This window comes from Clostridium sp. SHJSY1 (genome assembly GCF_031626875.1).
In the GTDB taxonomy this organism is placed as follows: domain Bacteria; phylum Bacillota; class Clostridia; order Clostridiales; family Clostridiaceae; genus Clostridium.
Genome location: NZ_JANDMF010000052.1, coordinates 14,259 through 39,584, shown reverse-complemented (window position 1 = coordinate 39,584; position 25,326 = coordinate 14,259). Strand labels below are relative to the sequence as shown.

17 protein-coding genes are annotated in these 25,326 nt (G+C 29.5%); 5 read left to right on the top strand and 12 right to left on the bottom strand.

Going from position 1 to position 25,326, the window contains the following annotated elements:
- Positions 1-371: 371 nt before the first annotated feature.
- The 4 genes from NNC19_RS19320 to NNC19_RS19305 all read right to left on the bottom strand — a co-directional run bounded on the left by NNC19_RS19320 (position 372) and on the right by NNC19_RS19305 (position 6,178).
- Positions 372-1,772 carry an APC family permease gene (locus NNC19_RS19320; protein WP_310940330.1) on the bottom strand — a complete coding sequence of 467 codons (1,401 nt, stop codon included), beginning with the start codon at positions 1,770-1,772 and terminating at the stop codon, positions 372-374.
- Positions 1,773-1,851: 79 nt separating this feature from the next.
- Entirely contained in the window at positions 1,852-4,839 is a 2,988-nt protein-coding gene (locus NNC19_RS19315) for a non-ribosomal peptide synthetase (protein WP_310940329.1), read from the bottom strand.
- Positions 4,840-5,428: 589 nt separating this feature from the next.
- The gene (locus NNC19_RS19310) at positions 5,429-5,641 is read right to left on the bottom strand and encodes a hypothetical protein (protein WP_310940328.1); all 213 of its coding nucleotides are present in this window, start codon (positions 5,639-5,641) and stop codon (positions 5,429-5,431) included.
- Positions 5,642-5,713: 72 nt separating this feature from the next.
- On the bottom strand, positions 5,714-6,178 hold the full coding sequence (locus tag NNC19_RS19305; protein WP_310940327.1) for a hypothetical protein: 465 nt from the start codon (positions 6,176-6,178) through the stop codon (positions 5,714-5,716).
- A gap of 609 nt (positions 6,179-6,787) precedes the next feature.
- Between NNC19_RS19305 and NNC19_RS19300 the strand changes: the two genes are divergently transcribed.
- From NNC19_RS19300 to NNC19_RS19285, 4 genes are read left to right on the top strand one after another with little or no spacing between them, the layout of a single operon-like run.
- The gene (locus NNC19_RS19300) at positions 6,788-7,159 is read left to right on the top strand and encodes a hypothetical protein (RefSeq protein ID WP_310940326.1); all 372 of its coding nucleotides are present in this window, start codon (positions 6,788-6,790) and stop codon (positions 7,157-7,159) included.
- Positions 7,143-7,997 carry a tyrosine-type recombinase/integrase gene (locus tag NNC19_RS19295; RefSeq protein ID WP_310940325.1) on the top strand — a complete coding sequence of 285 codons (855 nt, stop codon included), beginning with the start codon at positions 7,143-7,145 and terminating at the stop codon, positions 7,995-7,997. Before NNC19_RS19300 ends, NNC19_RS19295 begins: the two co-directional genes overlap by 17 nt.
- A gap of 58 nt (positions 7,998-8,055) precedes the next feature.
- Positions 8,056-9,090: a DUF4158 domain-containing protein gene (locus NNC19_RS19290; RefSeq protein WP_310940324.1), complete on the top strand. Its 1,035-nt coding sequence runs from the start codon at positions 8,056-8,058 to the stop codon at positions 9,088-9,090.
- Positions 9,077-11,053, top strand: coding sequence for a Tn3 family transposase (locus tag NNC19_RS19285; RefSeq protein WP_310940323.1), 1,977 nt, complete (start codon positions 9,077-9,079; stop codon positions 11,051-11,053). Before NNC19_RS19290 ends, NNC19_RS19285 begins: the two co-directional genes overlap by 14 nt.
- 288 nt (positions 11,054-11,341) lie before the next feature.
- Here NNC19_RS19285 and NNC19_RS19280 read toward each other — a convergent pair whose 3' ends face one another.
- The 7 genes from NNC19_RS19280 to NNC19_RS19250 all read right to left on the bottom strand — a co-directional run bounded on the left by NNC19_RS19280 (position 11,342) and on the right by NNC19_RS19250 (position 22,233).
- Complete coding sequence (locus NNC19_RS19280; RefSeq protein ID WP_310940322.1) at positions 11,342-13,120, bottom strand: bifunctional diguanylate cyclase/phosphodiesterase; 1,779 nt, start codon at positions 13,118-13,120, stop codon at positions 11,342-11,344.
- Between the two features lie 195 nt (positions 13,121-13,315).
- The gene (gene tkt / locus NNC19_RS19275) at positions 13,316-15,301 is read right to left on the bottom strand and encodes a transketolase (protein WP_310940321.1); all 1,986 of its coding nucleotides are present in this window, start codon (positions 15,299-15,301) and stop codon (positions 13,316-13,318) included.
- A gap of 10 nt (positions 15,302-15,311) precedes the next feature.
- A complete protein-coding gene (fsa, locus tag NNC19_RS19270) occupies positions 15,312-15,959 on the bottom strand; it encodes a fructose-6-phosphate aldolase (protein WP_310940320.1) in 648 nt (215 codons plus the stop codon).
- Between the two features lie 37 nt (positions 15,960-15,996).
- Entirely contained in the window at positions 15,997-17,145 is a 1,149-nt protein-coding gene (locus NNC19_RS19265; protein WP_310940331.1) for an ROK family transcriptional regulator, read from the bottom strand.
- A 71-nt stretch (positions 17,146-17,216) separates the two neighbouring features.
- Complete coding sequence (gene xylB / locus NNC19_RS19260) at positions 17,217-18,725, bottom strand: xylulokinase (RefSeq protein ID WP_310940319.1); 1,509 nt, start codon at positions 18,723-18,725, stop codon at positions 17,217-17,219.
- Between the two features lie 168 nt (positions 18,726-18,893).
- Entirely contained in the window at positions 18,894-20,438 is a 1,545-nt protein-coding gene (locus NNC19_RS19255) for a response regulator (RefSeq protein ID WP_310940318.1), read from the bottom strand.
- 19 nt (positions 20,439-20,457) lie between these two features.
- A complete protein-coding gene (locus NNC19_RS19250; RefSeq protein WP_310940317.1) occupies positions 20,458-22,233 on the bottom strand; it encodes a sensor histidine kinase in 1,776 nt (591 codons plus the stop codon).
- Between the two features lie 251 nt (positions 22,234-22,484).
- On the opposite strand from NNC19_RS19250, the gene NNC19_RS19245 reads away from it, so the two are divergent.
- The gene (locus tag NNC19_RS19245; RefSeq protein ID WP_310940316.1) at positions 22,485-24,518 is read left to right on the top strand and encodes a beta-galactosidase; all 2,034 of its coding nucleotides are present in this window, start codon (positions 22,485-22,487) and stop codon (positions 24,516-24,518) included.
- Between the two features lie 153 nt (positions 24,519-24,671).
- On the opposite strand, the gene NNC19_RS19240 is transcribed toward NNC19_RS19245, so the two are convergent.
- Positions 24,672-25,241, bottom strand: a complete 570-nt coding sequence (locus NNC19_RS19240; protein ID WP_310940315.1) for a hypothetical protein — start codon at positions 25,239-25,241, stop codon at positions 24,672-24,674.
- Positions 25,242-25,326 lie beyond the last annotated feature (85 nt).

The window sequence follows — 25,326 nt, the reverse complement described above, 5'->3', positions numbered from 1 at the left end:
AAAAACTAAACCGAATCTATCTTTGAAGGGAATAGTTGAATAAATCCTATCAAAATAAATTCGGTGAATAATTTAGGATAAGATAATAATATGTTTATTCAAAAATCTTATTTATTAATGAGGTTGATTTATATGAAAGCAATCACATTTCAAGCAGTCCGTAAAGGTGTGACAATATCTGTAGTAGGTGTATATGGAGCTAGTAGATATAATAACTCACAGAATATGGGGTTTGTGTAGCAATGGAAACAAAAACGCCCTTAAGGCTGTAATTATATGGAAATAGCTAATCTATAACCTTATTTATTCTAAAATTACAGATTAGCTAGTATTTTTTATTTGTTGTATTTAAGATTCTTCATCAATACCATTTATAAACTTTCATTCATTTCAATATTTATTTTTCTGCGTTCCTTTACAGCAATTCTTGACCATATGAAGAAAACAGTACCAAGTATAAACCAACTTAATATGATTACCCATTCATACGGCCACACGAGAGCGGCAGGAGCCCCTGGCAAGTATAAGAAGATCATAGCACCTGTTAACAGGATTGCAATAATACCAACCAGCTTTCCATACTTTACAGTATAAGGTCTTTCCATATCTGGTTCTTTATATCTTAATACCAAGAAGGACACTCCAACCATTAAATAGGTAAAAACAATTGTTAATCCGCCTGCGTCAACTAACCAAACTAGCATTTGTCTTCCGAACAGTGGTGCAATAGAAGATACTAAACCAATTAATAATACTGTATTCGTTGGTGTTTTATATTTTGGATGAAGCTTACTCAAAAATTTAGGGAGCATGCCTGAGTGTGCCATTGAATACATGCACCTACTTCCTCCCACTAAGAAAGAGTTCCAACTTGCTAAAATACCTCCAATACCACTGATAATAAGTACATTGGATGCTATGCTACTATTGAAAAATACTGCTTTCATCGCATCGGCAGTAACTAAAGCTGACCCTTCAATACCTGCTGAATTAAGTGATAAGGATACCCCATAAATAATCATTATGTACCAGAAAACTGCCATAATAACCGATAGAATTAAAATTCTGCCGATAGATTTAAATGGTAAATTAATTTCTTCTGCAGCCTGGGGAATTACATCGAAGCCAACAAACATAAAGGGTGTCATTACCAAAACTGCAAATATGCCCTTTGATCCTCCTACAAACAGTGAATCAATATTTGCAGTACTGCCATTTACCAACGAACCTGCAAAGAAGCTTAAACCAACAATGACTATTAGTAGAGTTAATAAGCCTCGCAGAAAAGCCGCTGTCTTACCCCCAAAATAATTGATAACTGTTATAATTAATGACATTCCAATGCCTGATATTAACCCGGTAAGGTAAACATCACATCCCGCTACAGAATACAGATATATTTGTTTATAAGCAGGAAATATATATTCTAATACGGTTGGAAATGCTACTGCTTCAAAGGCAACTACAGAAATATAACCTAAAATATTGGACCATGTACAAATAAAAGAGGCATTAAAACCAAGTGCTCTGTGGCTAAATACATGTACACCACCGCATTTAGGCATTGCTGCTGTAAGTTCAGCATAGGTAAGTCCAACAAATAAAACCATAATACCACCTAGCAAAAAGGCAATTATTGCACCTAAGGTTCCAGCCGTTTCAATCCAGCTGCCGGAAAGTATAACCCATCCCCACCCAACCATTGCCCCAAAAGCTAAAGCCAGGACATCTTTTTTAGATAAAACCTTTGAAAACTTTTTTTCATCATCCATGTATAAATCCTCCCATTTTATAAGCTTTGCTTATAAATCCTTTTTCAGCTTAATAAAAAAATCATGTATTTACAATTACTCATTTAATATATCCAACTTTTCGCATATATTTAATAATATTATAAATATAATCTTCGTTTATCTCAGGCAATTCAAGTCCTATTTGATTAAGAAAATCCACTGTTATATCACATTTAAAATTTGCCTGTTTTTTTCCTTCCAGTTCCTTTTCATAATTCAGATGACTAACTATTCCACTTATAGATTCATTGTTACTATTTTTTTCTAGGAATTTTTGAAAAAATTCATTTTCAACAGATTCAATTTTGAAACCTTGCATTCTAATTAAATCCAGTACTTCAGAAAAAAGTCTCTTTTTATTATTCATTATGTGAAATACCTTGCTATTTGAATCGGTTAACAATGACAGTTCAATAATAGATCTGCTACAAAAATCTATAGGAGTCATTTCAAACATTCTCTCTTCCAAAAATTTTGGAACAACTCCTATTTCAATAATTGATTTTAGTGCATTGTAATAACTATTTTCACTTATATTTTTCTGAAAATAGCCATCAAAATATCTACCACATATATTTCCAACTCTAAATATAGAAGCTTTATTTCCCTGATTTATTGCTTTAATCACTAGATTTTCCGCATCAAATTTGCTATGGGAGTAAACATTATAGGTATAGTCTTGTCCAACATAGAAGTCATTTTCAGTAAAATCAATACTTTCATTGCTATCAATTGGTCCTTCGGATACTGCTATTGAAGATATATGGCTAAGCTTACAGTTAAATTTCATTATAAATCTCAACACTTCTTCGGTACTTTTTACATTTGCTTTTTCGAAAAAAGAGTATTCGCCATAATGTTTCACCGTTGCTGCTGAATTAATTACCAAAGCAACTTTTTCCCCAAGATTATTATATAAAGTTTCTTCAAATCCAAACTTTTCTAGAGTCACATCCCCTACTAACACAAAAATTCTCTTATCAAGCAAATCATCAAAATCTTTATTAAAATAAAACTTCAATGTTTCTAATAGCCTTTTCTCTGCCTCTTTTTTATTAGAAGCCCTTACAATACAATAAACTTCATAATCAGTGGTTTGTAAAAGGTCATATAAAATATGTACACCTAAAAAACCTGTACCTCCTGTAAGTAAAACACTATTACCAATGATTTTTGCCTTTGAAACTATGAAATTCTCTTGGTGCTTATGTTTTATAGTCTCAATCTGACTGAAATCAATGATATTTTCTTTATCATCCAATTCCCCTTGCACTTTTTTTGCTAACCTTCTTATTGTTCTTAATTGGTAAAAGTCTTTTGCTGTTAAATTGAAATTATATTTATAGGAAGCTGTAATTGCTGACATTACAGCTAGAGAGTTACCTCCAATATCAAAGAAGTCCTCTTCAACCCCTACAGATTTAATATCTAAGATTTTTTCCCAAATACCAGCTAAGTCCTTTTCTACTTCATTAGCGGGTTCTATATAATTTGGATTCCTAAGTTGGTTACCATCATCCATTTCAGCAAGCATCTTTTTATCAAGTTTACCATTAGGATTTCGAGGAATAAAGTCAAGTTGTACTAATTTTGCAGGAATCATATATTCAGGCAATTTAGCTGCCAGTAAGTTTTTAAGTTCTTCTTTTGAAAAATCTTTTTTTACTGAAAAGAATGCACAAAGGTACTTATTTCCATTATCATACTCTTTTGCAATAACTGCTGCTTCAGATATAAAATCTATATTTAAAATAGCATTTTCAACCTCTCCAATTTCAATCCTATAACCTCGGATTTTGACTTGTTGATCCATCCTGCCCAAACACTCAATTATGCCATCATCCCTCATTTTCGCCAAGTCACCAGTTCTGTACATTATAGTATTTGGAATAAAAAGGTTTTTCACAAACTTTTCATTTGTTAACATATGTTGATTTATGTATCCTTTAGATACGCAATCACCACCAATGTAAAGTTCACCGACTTCGCCTACAGGTACCTCTTTTTGATTTTCATCAAGTATATATGTATAAATATTTTTTAATGGTTTACCAATTGGGACCGATTTAGTTTCCTTTGAAAAAGGAATATCATATTGTAATGTATCATCAGAACATTCGCTTTGACCATAAGCATTTACAAGTTGTGTTTTGTATCTGGAATAAAACTTGTTAATTACACTAGGAGGTATCTTCTCACCCGTTAGTATTACAGCCTTAAGTTTTGAAAAGTCAAATTCTTCATTTTTTTCATCCACATTATCAAGAAAGCAATTCATAAAGGATGGAATTACTTCAAACAATGTAATATTATCTTCAACAACTCTTTTTAGCAGTCTATAAGGATCATTCATTGTATCTTTATCATATACAACAAGCTTTGCTCCAATAAGCAATGGCGTTATAAAAAGCCATATGGATACAACAAAACTAACACTGAAATTATGACAAAATATATCTTTATTAGTTAAATTAAAATACTCCTGCTCTCCATTTATGTGATTAATAATTCCTCTGTGAGTCAAAAGTACACCTTTTGGCTTACCTGTAGAACCTGATGTGTAAATAATATAAGCAGCATCATCAATTGCAACATTGTTTTTTAACTTACTAGTATTGCAAACAAATCCGGGAAAATTATCAATTATCACTTTCTCAATATGTGTGTCTAAATCTAAGCATTTATTTAATATTACAAATTTAGCACTACTATTTTCAATCATATAAGAAACTCTATCTTTAGGGTTCCCCACGTCCAGTGGCAAACAAATTCCTCCTGCTTTAAGAATACCAAAAATGGCAACAACCATATCCAATGACCTCTCCAAGTAAAAGCCTACAGCTTCACCACTTTTGAGACCTTTTTTCAGTAACAGTAATGCTAAGCAGTCTGATTTATTTTTTAGTTCCATATATGTTAATGATTTGCCATTAAAACATGCTGCAATATTATCTTGCTTATTTTCTGCTTGCATATCAAATAAAACATGTATAGGCAATTTGGAATAATCCATATTATTTTTTAAAATATTGTATTCTTTAATCATACTAATACCTCTTTTCTAATTATTTATAATACATCTTTGATTTTATTGGATAAAAAATTTATTGCATCATAATCACAATCATTTCTTATAACTATACGTAATAACTCTATTTCCCCAGCATTATCAGATAGTGTATAAATACATGATTTCTATATAGGGGTAGTACCAGGGTTGCTACCGTGTACTGCAAAGTAACTGTAATATAGTGGTTATTTTAACTTAAATTCTCTTATTTTAAAGAATCATAAACGGTAGATAATGTTAATTTGTTTTTGATGGTAGTTTTGAGAACCATCTTAATTGGTTTAAAAAGCCTATTTTTCATAAAATTACTGAATTTCAAAAACCATCGTTTTCGAAATGTGATATATAGACCTAATTACACACAAAACCTAACGCAATTGGTTAGTGTACTGGAAATTAATTTAAATTACTTTGCAGTACACGGTAGTTACCCTGTCATTACCCCATATAAGTGGTTCGCAATATCTTTCAAGCTTATTCCATGCGGCTTTTTTTCTTGAGCACAACTACTGGGAACAAATCCTTTTCATTTAAACATACAAAGAAATATGTTCTTTCTAGGCTTTTAATTAATAAATCCCATTTTTTCAATAGTAACTGTATCTTTTCCTTGTAGCCATTTTTTAATTTTTGAAATATTATGGTATTGCAAAACAACATGGACAGAAGACTTGGAAAAATTAATCCCAAAACTATTATCATCCTTTGAAAGATAATTCATTTTCAACTTTAAACCAGTCGAAAATTCATAAGACTCATCAAAAAGCAAAGTTCCCATTCCAGGATATATGAATCCATATTTATGCTTTGATACATTTATTAAATTTTACTCAAGGATATTTTGTGCTAATTAAGAAATTACTATTTTATAATTTACTTCACCAGAAGGTGTACAGTATAAATATAATTTCCCACTGCATGCTGCTCCAGTTTTAGGACATGTCCAACTAAGATTAGAACAAACCTCAGCTAAGTTGCTATAACCTGATGTATAATAAGCTTTAGATAAAGTTAAGTTATTCCATTTATTAATTTCAATATCAGTAGTACGTATAGTTGAAGCATTAAATACTGATATTTGTCCATTCTTGCAATAAAAAGTAGCACTTATTTTTCCTGAACCTATTGGATTACCTGTAGTAGGATCTATAACAATAAAGTTCTTAGATTTAACAAATTGATTACTTGATGTAGAATCTGATGAAATTATATTTTCACTTGCAAAAGCAGTTTTGCTTTTAAAAGCTAAAAAACTAACAGATACAGTCATTGAAACTACACAAAGAATCGCAACAAGTTTTTTGGCTTTTATCATAAATATCACTCCTATTTATATCTCTTGATTTTAATGATTTTATATTAAAGCAACTAAAATTTTTATTTCGCCTCCCTTCATTTATCTTATTTAACAATAACTAGTTGCTTATACAAGTATAACCCATGTTTTGCATATATTAATAATTATGGGCTATTTCACAAGATGTTCACTTAATTCCTTATAACTTCACATAATGTTATTATTTCTGAGTCTGAAAGCTAGCTCCTGAAATGTTTCTTCATAAGTGTTGATTAACCAGAAAATAGAAATATATAGAAAATAGGCCATTCTGTAGTAATATTAAAGTGCAAACAAAAATAATACTGAAGGAGAATGCCCTTATGAAAAACATTACCCCTATACATACTAATGTTCACAATAAAAATAGATATTGGTATTGATTAGCATTATAATAATTTAAATATTTTATTATAATGCTAAAATTTTATGCAACACAATATCAATTGTATTGTATTAGGTGAATGTATATGTTAAAATACCACTGTTTAACGCAACACAATTTATCAATGAATAAAGTTTATGTTATACAACACAACTTATATGAATGAACTTTAATTAAAAAAATGAAATGGGGATGATCAAAATATGTTTGATGAAGAGCTACCATTAGATACTGAACTTATAAGATGGTATATACATAGAAAAGCCACCCAAAGTTTGAGTATTGAAAGATGGTCCGAATATTCTTGTGAAATTAGCAGCCGCCTTTCTAATAATTTACAAGAAACATGTTCTTTTATGGAAACATGTTCAGATGAAGAATTAAATTGGTTATGTGAAGAACTTGGAGATTTAGTTGAAGAATTTCAAGAAGAACCAGGTGAAGGTGAATTTGTTGAGTTTTTAAAAGAGCTTGAAAATAATCATCCTAAAGTGGGCATTCTTGAGGAACTTGAATTGATAATAGAATCTCAAAAAGAAATTGCCGAATGGGGAAAGGATGAAAGTCTTGGATGAATTCATTGAATACCTTAAAAATGAAGAAAAAAGCTTTAATACTATAAAGGGATATGTAGCTGATTTAAAGGATTATTTTAAATGGTTTCAGGAATCTTTTTCAAAGGATTTTAAAATACTTTTAAGACAAAATGTATTGGAGTATAAAAGCTATCTTCAAAATGTACGTCGTAACAATGCAAAGACAATAAATCATAAGTTGAGCAGTCTTTTAAAATATAATCAATACCTTGTATCAAAGCATATTCAAGATGATATTGTTATAGATCCACGTGACAAAATTAAAATACAATTGGAATATGCTTCTCCTACAAAGGTAACAGAAACTGAAGTAAAACAGTTCTTGCAAACTGTACTTGAAAGTAGAAATACACGCAATTATGCCCTAATGGTCTTGCTTGCCTATACAGGAATAAGAATATCAGAAGCTTTAAATATTCGTATGGACGATTTTGATCTGAATGGAAAAGAATGTATTATTAGAAGCGGTAAAGGAGACAAGCAAAGGTCAGTTATACTTAATGGTAAGGTTATCAATGCTTTAAAGGAATATTTAAAAAACAGGGAGAATTTATCTTCAGCTAAAGAATCCATGTATCTTTTTGTAAGTAAAAAAAATAAAAAGTTAGATAGAACAACAGTTAATAGAATATTCCAGAAGTATAGTGATAAAATTACGCCCCACCAGTTAAGGCATTTTTTCTGTACCAACGCTTTGGAAAAAGGAATGCTCACACATGAAGTTGCAAATCAGGCAGGGCATTCAAATATCCATACAACACTTTTATATACTAATCCTGATAAAAAGAAACTTATCAAAAAAATGGAAAATCTATAAACAAGTGTTATTATGAAAAGTTAAATAATAACACTTGTTTTTGACAGGAAGTGATTTTATGCCCGTTGATTTTTTATCACATGAACAAGAATTGCAATATGGAAGATTTACCAGTAAACCATCATCAGAACAGCTTGCAAAATATTTTTGGTTTGATGATCAAGATTGTCAAATTATTTTTCAACATAGACATGATCATAATCGTTTAGGTTTTGCAATACAGCTTGGAACTGTAAGATTTTTAGGCACATTTTTAACTAATCCAATTGATGTCCCTAGTAATGTTATTACATATGTAGCAAGACAGTTAAAAATTGAACCACAGACATTTTTACTCTATACTTCAATTAAAAATAGTCAAAAACATAAACGAGAAATCTGTACTCTATATGGATATCAAGATTTTAATAACCAGCCAAGTCATTTAAGGTTAATAAGATGGCTATATACAAGGGCATGGCTTACATCAGAACGTCCAAGTATTCTTTTTGATCTTATGACTTCTAGATGTGTAGAACAAAAAATCTTGCTGCCAGGAGTTACTGTTCTTACTAAACTTATATCTCAAGTTAGAGAGCGAGCATCTCAACATTTATGGAGTAAACTATCAAGTTTACCAAATTGTAATCAGATTGAACAACTTGAAAATCTTCTTAAGATGAATAAAACTACAAAAAAAACCGGTCTTGATACATTAAGATATCCACCCCAAAAACTTACAGTAACAGGAATATTAAAAGCAATAAAAAGATTCGAAGAAATTCAGGCAATAGGGGCTTTAGAATGGGATACTTCAGGAATTCCAATAAGTAAAATTAGAGTTTTATCAAGATATGCTTCTATGTCAAGAGCACAATCGATTAGTAGAATGTCTTATGATCGTCGCATAGCAACTCTTGTAGCATTTTCAATTATTTATACAACTCAAGCCATGGATGATATGCTTGATATATTTGAACGCTTTATAACAGATATGTTTAATAAATCATTAAATAAAGGAGAAAAAAATAGAATTCGCACAATAAAGGATCTGGATAAGGCCGCAAGAAAATTAAAAGAAGTATGTACTACGTTGTTAAATGAAGGCAAATGAGATTCTAACTTCTATATTTTCTAAAATATCAAAGGAAGATTTAAAGTCTGCAATTAGAACAGTAGATAATCTAACAAAACCAGCAGATCAAAAGGTTGCTTATGATGAACTTTTTAAAAATTATATAACTGTTCGTAAGTTTCTGCCAAAGTTATTGAGCATTATTAAATTTCAAGCAACTCCAACAGGCCAGCATGTTTTATCAGCTTGGGAATATCTTCGTGAAAATGAAGCACGTAAGAAAAAAGCCATAAATGCTCCTTTAGATGGTATTACTCCTACATGGCGTAATGTTATTATAAAAAATGGAACAAATAAAATATATTATTGTGCTTATACTTTTTGCATGCTTGAACGTATGCTCGAAGCTCTTAAAAATCATGATATTTATGTGGAGATAAGTGAACGATATAGGGATCCTAGGGCACATTTACTTCAAGATTCAGCATGGGATGCGGTAAAACCTCATGTATTGCGTACATTAGATTGGTCATCATCGGCTGAAAAATCATTAACTCCCATAACTGAAGAACTTGATAAGGCATATAAAAAGACAGTAAAGAATTGGAATGATAACCCTTTTGTTAGAATTGAACCATTTGCAGGCTATGAGCGATTGGTTATCACTCCACTTGATAGACTTGATGAGTCTATTTCTCTTAAAAGGTTAAAAAAACGTACTCAAGCACGTATGCCACATATTGATTTGCCTGAACTTTTACTTGAAGTCAATAGATGGACCGGATTTCTTGAAGCATTTACTCATATCAGTCAAGTTGGCTCTAGAGTCAATGATCTAGCTATAAGTATGTGTGCTGTACTTATCTCACATGCTTGTAACATAGGATTCAAACCTGTTGTACAACCAGGCATACCACCCCTTGAATATGATCGTCTTACATGGGTTGATCAAAACTATTTTAGAACAGAAACATTAACAGAAGCTAATAATGCTTTAGTTAAATATCATTCGAATTTAAAATTACCCAAATCATGGGGTGGCGGAGAAGTTGCATCTGCTGATGGACTTCGATTTATAACTCATGATAAGGCTGTTAATTCTGGTTCTAATCCAAAATATTTGGGAATAGGACGGGGTGTTACATATTATAACTTTACAAGTGATCAATTTTCAGGTTTTTATGGGATAGTAATACCTGGAACCATTAGAGATTCTCTTTATTTGCTAGAAGGAATTCTTGAACAACAAACTGTATTAAACCCACGTGAAATTATGACAGATACAGCAGGTTATAGTGACATTGTATTTGGACTTTTTGGTCTTTTAGGCTATCAATTTAGTCCTCGTATTGCTGATATTGGAAAATCAAAGTTTTGGAGGATTGATTCTGAAGCGGATTATGGTGTCTTAAACACTCTATCAAAGAATAAGATAAGAATAGATATTATACATAGAAATTGGGATGATATGTTAAGAGTAACTGGTTCTCTAAAATTAGGAAAAATAAATCCTACACAGCTTATTCAAACTTTACAAAGAAATGGGAAACCTACAATGTTAGGCAAAGCTATAGGTGAATTTGGACGTATTTATAAAACTCAATATTTACTTTCATATTTAGATGATAAGTCATATCGGCGAAGGATATTAACACAATTAAATCGTGGAGAATCACGACATAGCCTAGCCAGAGCCGTATACTATGGCAAAAAAGGTGAGCTACATCAAACTTATCGTGAAGGGCAGGAAGATCAATTAGGTGCTTTAGGGCTTGTTGTTAATGCTATAGTTGTTTGGAATACAAGATATATGGAATTATCTATAGATAATATAAAACATACAAATACAGAAATTGAAGAAAAAGATATAGAAAGACTATCACCATTAGGATTTGACCACATTAATATTATGGGAAAATACTCTTTTAATTTATCTAAAGAAGTAGAACAAGGAAGATTACGCCAATTAATAATTACAAAAAATATTGATGAAGAACCTTAAATATAACAAATAAAAAATAATAGCTAATCTGTAATTTTAGAATAAATAAGGTTATAGATTAGCTATTGCTATATAATTACAGCCTTAAGGGCGTTTTTGTTTCCATTGCTACACGAACCCCAATATCACTTTCCAATGGAAAAGAAGCATATAAGTTGTTTAATAAGAAACTAGATAATTGTATCAAAATTATATTGAAACCATGAATTTCCACACTAAAAAGAGAGAAATTTAATTTGTTTAAACTTCTCTCTTTTCATTTATTTTTACTTTTAAATTTTTATACACTTATTTACCAGCATGATAATCCCTCTCCAACTTCATAAGCCTACTAAATTCTGCCTTTGGAACTGGTTTACTGATAAGATATCCTTGAAACATATCACACCCTTGTTTTTTTAAATAACTTAATTGATGTTCAAATTCAACACCTTCAGCAACAACTTTCATATCTAACAACTTTGCCAAAAGTATAATTATACTTATCATATTTTTTTCTTCTTCTTCAGATTGTATATCCAAAATAAAAGATCTATCTATTTTTAATATATTTATAGGTAATCTTTTTAAATATGTAAGTGATGAATAACCACATCCAAAATCATCAAGTGCTATTCTTATGTTGTTTTCTCTAAGCTCAGTTAATTTCTCTACAGCTAAATCCAAATACTCTATTAAAACTGATTCAGTAATTTCTATTACTATCATTTCTGGTAGAATCTCCAATTTCCTCATAGTTCCTAATATAAAATCTACAAATTCACTTTGTAATAATTGATTTGGAGATACATTTATAGAAACATAAAAATCTGTATATCCTTTGTTATACATATTTTTAGCATACTTACATGCATTTTTAAATATCCACTTTCCTATTTCTATTATTGTTCCATTTTCTTCTGCTATACCAATAAATTTGTCTGGAGGAATTAATCCATGTTCAGGATGTATCCACCTAGTTAAAGCCTCACACCCCTTTATTCTTCCTGTGTCAACACTAACTATAGGTTGGTAATATATCTTAAATTCTTCATTTTCTACAGCAGTATGTAAATCTGTCTGAATTCTAGCTTTTTCACTTGCATCATCACCCATTTTTGAATTATAGAAGGTGGTAGTCCCTTTTCCTAAACCTTTAGACTTATATAAAGCTGTATCAGCATTCTTAAATAAGTCATGAAAATTATCCCCATCATCTGGATAAACAACAATTCCATCACTACAAGTAATATAAAAAGTTTTTTCATCAACTACTATGGGCACCATTAAAGCTTCATGAATATGTTTAAGGTAATTTTCAATTACAGTTTTACTGTAAGTTTCTTCGATTAGAATAACAAAATCATCTCCACCTAATCGGAATGTCATAACTTTATTATTCTGTATTTCTCCCAACCTTTTTCCTACTTCTACTAATACCTTATCTCCTAATATATGCCCATGAGAATCATTAATAAACTTAAAATTATCTAAATCAAGAAATATCATAGCAAATTTACTTTTTTCCCTATTTGCCTTTTCTATTTTTTCTACTGTAACCTCACTAAGCATTGATCTATTAGGAAGTCCAGTTATAGAATCATGATATGCTAAATCATATATTTTCTTTTGATTCTCTTTAACTTTAGTTATATCAGAAAATGTTCCAAATGTAGAAATAGCTTCTCCATATTCATTAAATTCGCATATAGTATTAGATAACACCCATTTATAACTACCATCTTTAGCTCTTACTCTATATTCATAAGTGCTTAGTAATTTTTTCTCAACAATTTGATTTTGAATTCCTTCTTTAAGTAAATCAATATCATCTTTATGTACAATACTAAACCATGTTTCCATGCCTTCTAGCTGTTTAGATTCATATCCTAAAATCTCCTTCAGTTTACCATAAAAAATTCTCTTATTGTTGATTAAATCTCCTTCCCAAATTATATCATTAGTAGCTTCTGTAATTATTTTATATCGCTCGTTACTTACTCTTAATTTCTCTTGCCCTTTTATCAATTCATCTATAATATTTGTTACATTCTCTTTTAGTAAATCAAATTCTTTTCCTATCTCCATAATTATCCCCTTATGAAAAATGTTATGGTTTCCTTACACATTTTTATAATATGCAAATATATATTATAATTATCGAATATTTATTAATTACCTTAATATAAATTATTGTCAACAACGCTCATAATATGCAGAAGTGTTCAAATAATAAAAAAAGTATGTAGCTCTATTTCTTAAACCTACATACTTTTTCATCTACTATTTTATAAGTTTCATTGCCTTACTAACAATATTTTCAACAGTAAATCCATAATTCTTGAATAATATATCAGCCCTTCCAGAAGCTCCAAACTCATCTAAAGAAATAATATCTCCATCAAGTCCAATATATTTATGCCATCCAAATGATGTTAATGCTTCAACTGCTAATCTAGCTCTTACTGCCTTTGGCATAACACTTTCTTTATATTCTTTTTCTTGAGCATCAAATAATTCAAATGATGGGATGCTTACAACTCTTGCATCTATACCACTTTTAGATAATTCCTCAGCTGCATTATAAATAAGCTCTACTTCTGAACCAGATGCCATTAAAATTATATCTGGAGTTTCACTCTTAGAATCTTTAAGAATATATCCTCCTCTTAATGCACTTTTTGCTGATTCATCATATAAAGGTAACTTTTGTCTTGATAATACTAATGATGTTGGTGTTTTTTCATTAGTCACAGCATAATACCATGCTGCAGCAACTTCTTTTGAATCAGCAGGTCTAAATACAGTCATATTTGGTAAGCTTCTAAGTGCTGCTAATTGTTCAATAGGTTGATGAGTTGGTCCATCTTCTCCAACTCCAATACTATCATGTGTTAAAACATAAGTAACTGGTAGTTTCATAAGAGATGATAATCTCATAGCACCTTTCATATAATCACTAAATACAAAGAAAGTTGAACAGAATACCTTTAATCCTCCATGTGCATAAATACCATTAGTTATAGCTGCCATGGCATGTTCTCTAACTCCAAAATGAAGGTTTTTACCACTTCTATCTTCTGCTGAGAAATCTCCTTTGCCAGCCATGTAAGTTTTATTTGAAGGAGCTAAATCTGCTGATCCTCCTATTAAGTTAGGAATTATCTTTGCTAATCTATTTATAACTATTCCTGAAGATTCTCTTGTTGCCATAGCTTTATCAAAACTCCAGAATTCTTCATTTTCAAATAAACTTTGGCTATCTATCTCTCCACTCATCCATCTAGTATATTCTTCAGCAAGTTCAGGATAAGCTTTCTTATATTCATTAAATAATTTATTCCAAGCTTCTTCTTTCTTTATACCTTCATTAATATAATTATTCATATTTAAGTAAACTTCATCTGGTACATAAAAATCTTTATCTTCCCATCCTAAATTTGCTTTAAGCTCTCTTACATTGTCAACCCCTAAAGGTTCCCCATGGGCTGATGCTTTTCCTTGCTTTGCTGGACATCCATATCCAATCTCATTCTTAACTATAATTATTGATGGTTTAGAAATTTCCTTTTTGGCTTCATCAATAGCATTAGAAACTTCCTTAACATCATTTCCATCTGATACTTTAATTACTTGCCATCCATAAGCTTCATATCTTTTAGCTACATCTTCTCTAAATGCTATATCAGTACTTCCTTCAATTGAAATATTATTTGAATCATATAATACAACTAACTTTCCAAGTTCTAAGGTTCCTGCTAGTGATGATGCTTCCCCTGATATACCTTCCATTAAACATCCATCTCCAACTATAGCATAGGTGTGATGATCTATTATATTATGATTTCCTCTGTTAAACTTATTTGCAAGATGTGCTTCTGCTATAGCCATCCCTACCGCATTACATATACCTTGTCCAAGAGGTCCTGTAGTAATCTCAACCCCTTTAGTATGTCCATACTCTGGATGCCCTGGTGTTAAACTTCCTACCTGTCTAAAATTCTTTATATCTTCAATAGTTAATCCATATCCAAATAAATGTAATAAAGAATATTCAAGCATTGACCCATGCCCAGCAGATAATATAAATCTATCTCTATTATCCCAGTCTGGATTTTTTCCATTATGATTCATTTTTTTCCATAATGTAAATGCCATTGTAGCTGCTCCAAGTGGTAACCCTGGATGTCCAGACTTTGATTTTTCAATAGCATCTGCTGCTAACACTCTTATTGCATTAATTGATAGTTTATCTAATTCATTATTCATATTTTACTCCTTATTTACCAAAAGCAGCTGCCCAGTCTGCCTTAAATTTTTCTAACCCTTGATCTGTTAATGGATGTTTAATCATTTGATTTACTAAACTATATGGAACTGTTGCAATATCAGCCCCAGCCTTTGCAGCTTCAATTACATGAATTGGATTTCTTACACTTGCTGCTATTATCATAGTTTCTATTCCATGTACTTGAAAAATTTCTGATATGGTTCTAACAAGCTCCATTCCATCCATTGATATATCATCTATTCTTCCTAAAAATGGACTTACATAAGTTGCTCCTGCATTAGCTGCTAAAAGAGCTTGTGTTGCTGAGAAAATTAAAGTAACATTAGTTTTTATTCCTTCACTAGCCAAAACTTTTGTTGCCTTAAGTCCTTCTGCAGTCATTGGAATCTTTACAATCATATTCTTATGAATAGCTGCAATTTCTCTTCCTTCTCTAATCATGCCTTCTGCATCTTCACTAATAACTTCTCCACTTATTGGCCCATCAACAATCTCTGTTATTTCTTTTATAACTTCGTTAAAGTCTCTACCTTCCTTTGCTACTAAAGATGGATTAGTTGTAACACCACAAATAACCCCCATTTCATTTGCTTCTTTGATATACTCTACATTTGCTGTATCTAGAAAAAGTTTCATTTTATACATCCCCCAAAGTTTATTTTTATTTTGTTATCTACTTAATTCTAAAGAACTCCTCTATAGGAGTCATTGCTGCACCTAACAAATATGATTCTTTATATCCCGCAACTGTAATGTTGCAATTTTCTTCATTAGCAAACAGATTATTTTTATATATATTTTCTTTAATAAAATCGATATTATTTAATAATAGATTATTTATATCTCCACCTATAATTACAGTATTTGGATCTAGTATCATAATCAAATTAGATATACCAACACTCAACTTGCTTAAATAATTATCCATTGTTATTTTTGCTATTTCATCTTTTTCTAAAAACTTTTCTTCAAATTCCTCTACATCAGTTATCTCACAGGAACTTTTATTATTATAATCTTCTAACAAAACATTAGTGGAAGTATATGCTTCTAAACATCCTCTTGCACCACACTTACACACTTTGCCATCTATAACTATTTTTATATGTCCCATTTCCCCTGAAGCACTATTTTCTCCTCTATACACATTCCCATTAATTATAATTCCAAGACCTAATCCTTCTGTTATAGAAACATATAATAGATTATTTAACTCTTCTTTTCTATTTAAAAACTCATAATAAGCTGACAAATTTGCTTCATTATCCACATATATAGGTATATTTAAATGCTTTAATTTATCTTTTATATTAAACTCTTTTATTCCAAGAAAATAACAGTTCTTTATTGTTCCAGACTGAAAATCTACAGTACTTGGTATAGATATCCCAACTCCTAATAATTTTTCTTTACTAACGTTATTGTCCTCTAAAATTTTGCTCAAATTTTCTTCCATTAAAGAAATTATTTTCTCCATATCTTCATTATTATGTCTAACCTTTATAGTATCAACTACCATTTTTCTCAAATTTACTAAAGATATTTTTATATGTTTAGGAGTTAATGCTATTCCTATAGAGAACTTACTATCTTCATTTAATTTATATGATGTAGCTTTTCTTCCTCCTGTAGATTCTAGTGATCCTACTTCTTCTACAAAGCCTTCATTTCTTAATTCCGTTATATTTGTTGAAACTGTTGTTATACTTATATTTAATTTTCTTGAGATTTCTAATTTTGTAATCTCTTCTTCCTTTATTAATAATGATATTATTTTTTTTCTATTTGTTTCTTTTATTTTGCTATGATTTATATCTATCAAGTTTACTTTTACCCCTCTCAAGTTTTGTTCTACAGTAATATTTTCTTTAATAATATCACTATTATCCCTCATTAAAAATTAAAATCTTTTATTTTGGGATAAGCAGAATTATATAAATTATAAACCTTTGAATATGTTTTTTCCAACTCTCTATCTGGTGTTACCTTTTCTCCACCTTTTATAATTTTGCTACATGCATCTTCAACAGATTCATAAATTCCAGTCCCAACTCCCGCAAGTATTGCAACTCCAAGTGCTGGCCCTTCAGATGCTTTGATTGTAGTTAATGAATATTGGAATATATCAGCTAAAATTTGTCTCCAAACTTCACTTTCAGCTCCACCTCCACTTATTCTTATATCATCCACTTTTACATCCATATCTTCAATAATATCTAAGCAATTTTTTAAACTAAAGCTAACACCTTCTAATATAGCTCTAGTAAAGTCATCATGATTATTTATTAAAGTTACTCCTAAAAATGCGCCCTTAACATTTGGATCAATATGTGGTGTTCTCTCCCCCATAAGATATGGTAAATAAACAATTCCATTTGACCCTGGCTTTGAATTACTAGCCTTTTTAGTTAAAATATCATATATGTTTTTATTTAGCTTTTCACTTTCTTCAACTTCTTTTGTACAAAAAGTTCTTTTAAACCAATTTAATGAAAGTCCAGCTCCTTGAGTTACCCCCATTACATGCCATTTATTCGGTACTGCGTGACATAAAGTATGAACTCTTCCATACTTATCAAACTTAGGTGTATCTGTAGCTGCAAACACAACTCCTGATGTACCTATTACAGTTGATATTATTCCTTCACTTACTATACCATTTCCTATAGCTCCAGCTGCTTGATCTCCTGCCCCACCAACAACTGGTGTATTACTTTCTAAACCTGTTAACCTAGCTGCTTCTTCTGTTACTTTTCCAGTAACAACAACTGATTCATACACATCTGCTAGTATATTCCTATCTATTCTTAGTTCATCAAGTAATTCTATACTCCAATTTCTTGTATTTATATCAAGCATTTGCATACCACTAGCATCTGAAACTTCTGTAGCAAATACATCAGTTAACTTAAATCTTATATAATCTTTTGGAAGAAGAATTTTATATATTTTCTTATAGTTTTCAGGTTCATTATTCTTAACCCATAATAATTTTGAAAGAGTGAATCCTGTTAATGCTGGGTTTCCTGTTATTTTTATTAATCTCTCTTTTCCTATAACCTCCGTAATATAATCACATTCTTTTTCTGTTCTTTGGTCACACCATATTATAGAGTTTCTAATTACTTTGTTATCTTTGTCCACCAAAACAAGTCCATGCATTTGTCCACTAAGTCCAATACCTTTTATATCAGAAGCTTGTACATCACTTTTTTCTATTACATCTTTAATCCCTTTATAGCAAGCTTCCCACCAATCATCTGGGTTTTGTTCTGCCCATCCTACTTGTGGTTGAAACAAATTATATTCATAAGTTGCTGTCTTCACAGTATTACCATATTCATCAAACAAAGCTGTTTTTGTTCCTGATGTCCCAATATCTAACCCCAATAAATACCTCATATTAATCCCTCCCATTTATAAATTAAACATTTGAAATTACTTTTTAAATGTGCTTTAATAAGTTAATTGTATACTGTTACTTACAATTAGTCAATTTAAAAATATTTTGACTTACTACTTTGTTTTAAATAAAAAAGACCTTTGTAATTAAAGATCTTTTCTATTTATTTAAGCATTATCACTAATAGCCATATCCACTATTTCAACTAAGGTTTTTCCATTTTCATTCTCTTTTTTGTAATTTCTAGGACTTGTCCCAACATACTTTTTAAATTTACTATGAAAATAATCTATATTTTTGTACCCAACTTTTTCACAAACCTGATACACTTTAAGTTTATCGTTTACAAGTAATTTTTTTGCTTTTTCTATTCTTATTTTATCTAAATGAGTATTAAAACTTTCTCCAATAGTACTTTTTAAAAGCTTTCCTAAGTATGCACTATTATAATTGAATATATTTGCAAGAGATTCTAATTTTAAATCCTTGTAATAATTTTTCTCCATATAATTTATTATCCTTTTCACACTATTTCCAGCGGATTGTGTTACTAATTTTTTAGATATATTCATAAAATTATCCAAAAGGTAATTTATAGTACCATCTAAACTTATTTTACTATATATCTCCTTAATTATTTCCTCACTCTCCAACAAATCTTCTTCATTTAAGTTGTAATCCTTAATGAGTTTTGCCTTAAGTTCAAGAAATATTTCAATACTTATAATTTTGATTTGCTTTTCAGAATACTCTCTTTTTATAACATAGTCTTTCAACTCCATAATAGCTTCATTTAGTCTATCCATATCATTAACTTCAACAAAACTATAAATTTTATTAATATGATTTTTTATATCTAATATATTATCAACATTATATTTCTTTTCATCTTCTTCAAATATTATCTCTTCTTCTAAATATAAAAACTTCTTATCCATTAAATTCCTTGCTCTTTTATATGAATTGTATACTAATTTAATACTATTAACTTGTTCTCCAACAGTTATAAATACAGTCTTTTCTTTCTCTTCATTAATTTTACTTGCCAATTTCTTTAGGATACTTTTAACCATTCTTTTCTTAACATCTTCAAACAAAACACCTACAAATCCATCTAAGGTTATAACCTCTATATCATCATAATTTTTTAAATACGCTTGTATTAATTCATTATTATAGTCTATATTATCCCCATCTTTTGAATTTATGGATACTAAAGCTAATTGAAAATTTTCATAAGTAAAATATTTTTTTTCTATATCAACATCTTTATGAAAAATAATCTTCTTTAAATTAATCTCTTTTAATAACGGTTTATCATCCTCTAACTTTTTCTCATCTTTTATTTCCTCTGCAAGCTGCAATAATATCTCAATCAACTCATCTTCATCAATTGGCTTTAAAATATATGACTTAACCCCATACTTAATTGCATCCTTTGCATATTCAAAATTTGAATATCCACTTACAATTACAAACTTTCCTCTAAACCCTTCTTTTCTAGCATCTCTTATTACATCTGTTCCAAGTTTTCCAGGCATCTTTATATCAATAAGCACTATATCTGGATTTAGATTAATGATTTTTTCAAATCCATCTTCTGCATCTACACCTTCACCACACACTCTAAATCCATTTTCTTCCCAAGGAACTATCTTCCTTAACCCTAATCTAACATTTGGCTCATCATCTATAATTAGAACATTTAACATTTTTATACCTCCATCCCTTTCATACTGGTAAGCATAATGTAACTTTCGTACCTTTATGTAATTCACTTTCTATTCCAAGCCCATACTCTTGTCCATAATGTATCTTTATTCTTTGATTAACATTCTTCATTCCAATGCTTCTTTTACCTTCTTCAGTTATGCTTAGGCCTTTCTTTAACTCTAATAACTTCTCTTTTTCTATTCCTTCACCATTATCCTTTACTTCAATAATTAAATATTTATTTTTCTTAAATATCTTAACTAAAATCTCTCCTTTCCCAGCTTTTTCTTCAAGCCCATGAACAAAAGCATTTTCCACTACTGGCTGAAGTAATAGTGGTAATATTTTATAATTTTCTATATCTAATTCTTCTTGCACATCAAGATTGTATTCAACCATTCCCTCAAACCTCATAGATTGTATCTCTAGATAGTCTCCTATCAGTTTAAGTTCTGATTCTAAGGTTACTACTTTTCCACTTACTTCTAAATTTCTTCTCATTATCTTTCCAAGCTTCTTTACTATATTTGCAATTTCTTTATCCCCATTGCAAAATGCCTTCATTCTAATTGTTTCTAATGTATTATATAAAAAATGAGGATTTATCTGACTTGAAAGCATTTTAAATTCTACCTCTTTTTGATATGCTTTCAACTTTTCTTTTTGGATTTTTCCTTTATAAACCTCATTTATTAACCTTTTTATACTATTAATCATAATATTTAAATCTTCATATAGTTGTCCAATTTCATCATTACCATATATTCTCTTTCCTATATTAAAATCACCTTTTACTACCCTATGCATTTCAAATCTTAATAAATTAATTCTACTTGCTATATTCTTAGAAAAATATAGAATTATTGCTAGTGAAAGAATTATTGCTAGTGCTACAGCTCCTACAATATTTATAATAACTGTTCTTGTTTGTTGTGTTATTTCACTTAATGGAAGAGATGTAAATACACCAAATTTATTATTTAATGATTTCTCTATACTAAATGAATTCCATACAATATAACTATTTTTATTATTAAAATTACCATTTAAAATACTGTTATCTCCATTAATTAATTCTTTTTCTTCAACCAAATTAAATGCATCTTTATCTATGCTATAATTCTTATCTAGAGAAATAGTTTCACTATCTAACATTATGATATTGTTTTCAGAATTCATGCTGATTATATCTGTTAATTCATAAGGACTAATATTTATAACAAGTACACCTATCTTTTTCCCTCTATTATCCATAATAGCTCGTGTAAGAGATAAATGGTAGCTGCTAGACAGATCATCTTCAAGATAACTCCATGAAATTTTTCCTCTATCATTTACAGCTTTCTTATACCAATCTTTATTTTTAATATCCTCTGTAACTTTTAATATATTTTCACTGCCAAGTAAGGTTTGATTCTCTACATAAAGAGTTATTCCAGATATCTCTTTATAATACTTAAGATAATTTTTAAGAGTTGAATAATTACTATACTTTTCTACTACTTCAGCATTATCACTATAATTTTTACTAATAATTGAATTTAATTCATCATCAGAATATATCATGTCTGAAACTCTAGTAGCTAGTCTTAATACTTCTTCTAATCTATGCTGCATTGTATCTGCATTAGTTTTAGCTTCATTAATAGCTCTATTTATAACTATCTGTGTCATTTTCATACTTGAATAAATTCCAACTACTGATACTGTAGCAATAGCAACTATAAGATATGTTAGTATTAACTTATTACGTATGTTTATATTGTTTACTATAGTTTTAATTTTATTTTTCATAATTTATACCTTTTTTCATATAATTATCTTTACAAGTAAACATTTACTCTACAATTATTATATCCATCATATGTATCTATTGCAATATATAGTAATGTAGTTGTTTTCATATTTAGCACTCGCTTTACATAGATATTATATTGTTGCATATCTAATTTTATAAGCAATTATTATAAAATTTGTACTATACTTTTATGTAATCATTTGTAGTAGTCTTAATTATAAGTATCTTATTTTGAGGAGGAGTTATTTTGATAAATTCTAAATTACCTTATATCCTTTATGGTGGTGATTATAATCCTGATCAATGGCCAAAAGAAATTATTGAAGAAGATATCCGCTTATTAAAATTGGCAAATATAAATGTAGTTACACTACCTGTATTTAGCTGGGCACTATTGCAGCCTAATGAGGAAACATATACTTTTCAATGGTTAGACAATATTCTAAATTTGTTAAAAGAAAATGATATATATGTATGCCTTGCAACTTCAACTGCTGCTCAACCATCTTGGATGTCTTTGAAATATCCAGAAATTTTACCTATTGATTTTGATGGACATAAACGTAAACATGGAGGCAGAGTTAAATTCTGTCCTAATAGCAAAGTATATCGTAAATTTTCAGTAAACCTTGCAAGAAAATTAGCAGAAAGATATAGAAATTATGATAATCTAATTCTTTGGCATATAGGAAACGAATATGATAACTATTGCTATTGTGATAATTGTGAAAAAGAATTTAGAGAATGGTTAAAGAAAAAATATAAAACTATAGATAATTTAAATCAAGCTTGGAATATGAATTTTTGGGGACATACTCTATATAATTGGAATGAAATCTCTTCCCCTTCTGGACTAAATGAAATGTGGCATGGTGAAGATAAAACTTGCACTACATTTCAAGGTATGGCTTTAGATTATAATAGATTCATGTCAGATTCCATTTTGGATTGTTATTTGGGTGAATATAAAACTATAAAAGAAATAACTCCAAATATAAAAATAACAACCAACTTAATGGGAACATTTAAACCTTTAGATTACTTCAAATGGGCTGAACATATGGATATAGTATCTTGGGATAATTACCCTTCATATGGTGCTGCCCCTAGCACTATTGCCATGAGACATGATTTAATGAGAGGACTAAAAAATGGAGAGCCTTTTATGCTTATGGAACAAACACCAAATCAAGCAAATTGGCAACCTTATAATTCGGTAAAACGTCCTGGAGAATTAAGATTACAAAGTTTTCAAACCCTTGCTCATGGCGCTGACAGTATAATGTTCTTTCAGATGAGACAATCTGTTGGTGCATGTGAAAAATATCATGGTGCTGTTATATCCCACTCAGGAAGCGAAAATACTAGAGTATTTAAAGAATGTAAAGAATTAGGTAAAGAACTTCATTCTTTAGGTAATGAAATACTAGATTCCAAAATTGATTCAAAAGTTGCTATTATATTTGATTGGGATAATTGGTGGGCAATAGAATTCTCTAGTGGGCCTTCAGTTAAACTTAAATATATACCTCAAATAGAAAAATATTATGAAGGTTTTTATAATAAAAATATATCTGTTGATTTTGTTAAACCTACAGATGATTTATCTAAATATTCTGTTGTTGTTGCTCCAGTTCTTTACATGCTAAAAGATAATGTAGCTGACAATATAAAAAACTTTGTTTCTAAGGGTGGAACTTTTATAACTACTTTCTTTAGTGGATATGTTGATGAAAATGATAAGGTAAAACTTGGCGGTTATCCATCTGAACTTAGAGATCTTCTTGGAATATGGATAGAAGAAATGGATGCTTTACCACTTGAAATTTATAATAGCATGCAAATTAATAATACATTAAGTGAATTTGATTCAGAGTATAACTGTAATATGCTATTTGATATTATTAATTTAGAAGGTGCTACGCCACTTGCCTTATATGGTTCTGATTTTTATAAGGATAAACCTGTGTTTACTGTTAATTCTTATGGCAAAGGAAATGCTTATTATATAGGTTCTGATCCTGATTCTAAATTTATAGATGATTTTGTAAGTTATTTAGACTCTATTCATTCTCTTAGTTTAGATTTTGACATTAAAAAAGGTGTTGAAATAACTAAACGTTCTAAGGATGGTAAGGAAATTTTCTTTATATTAAATCATACTGATGAATCAATTAGTTTCAATTTAAAAGATGATTTATATATGAATCTTCTAACTAAAGGAAATGTTTCTGGTGAAATTAATTTAAAAGGAAAAGATCTAGCTGTTTTAAAAAAATAATATTCAAATAAGGAGGATGTTACAAGAACAAAAACTTATAGAAAAACGATAATTTTTTATTACGTAAAATCAGCTACACACTCATAGTCTAACATCTATGAGTGTGTAGCTGATTTAATCTCTACTTTTTTTAACCTTCAAATAGAATTTGGTTTACTCATTCATTATTTTTTGAACTATCTCAACAATATATTCTCCTTGTAGTTTTATATTATAATAATTCTCATAGCCACTTTTAACTTGATTATATAATCCATTTATATCAGTAGATATTTTACCATTAGTATCCTTATTATAAATAGTTATGGAAACATTATCTTTAATCTTATAAGACTTTATTTCATTTGATTGGTTATACATATACCAATTTGAGAAATCTCTATCTGTGATGCCTATTTCTTTCATTCTTTCTTTTTGGTCTGCAGTAACTATTTCTAGGTCATCAAAATCAACTATCTTAGTCCCTTTATCAATGTTTTTTATAGTACCAAATATAGAAACTAAATTTTCTTTTTTTACTTCTGAAGGTACACTTGTATCTGTATTTGATACTGTTTTTTCATTTACTTTTGAAGATGTACTTGTATCTACATTTGATACTTTTTTTTCATTCACTTGCTCTTTTGTACTTGAGCATGAAATAGTAAACATAGTAATTAGTATTATAGTAAAAAAATTAATTAACTTAACTTTCTTTAATTTATTAACTTTTTGTTTTTTCAAGTTAAAATCCTCCTTTAAATTATAATTTCTTTGAAACTTTATCTTCTTTATACAAGAATAAAAACTAAAAATCTATTCACATTTA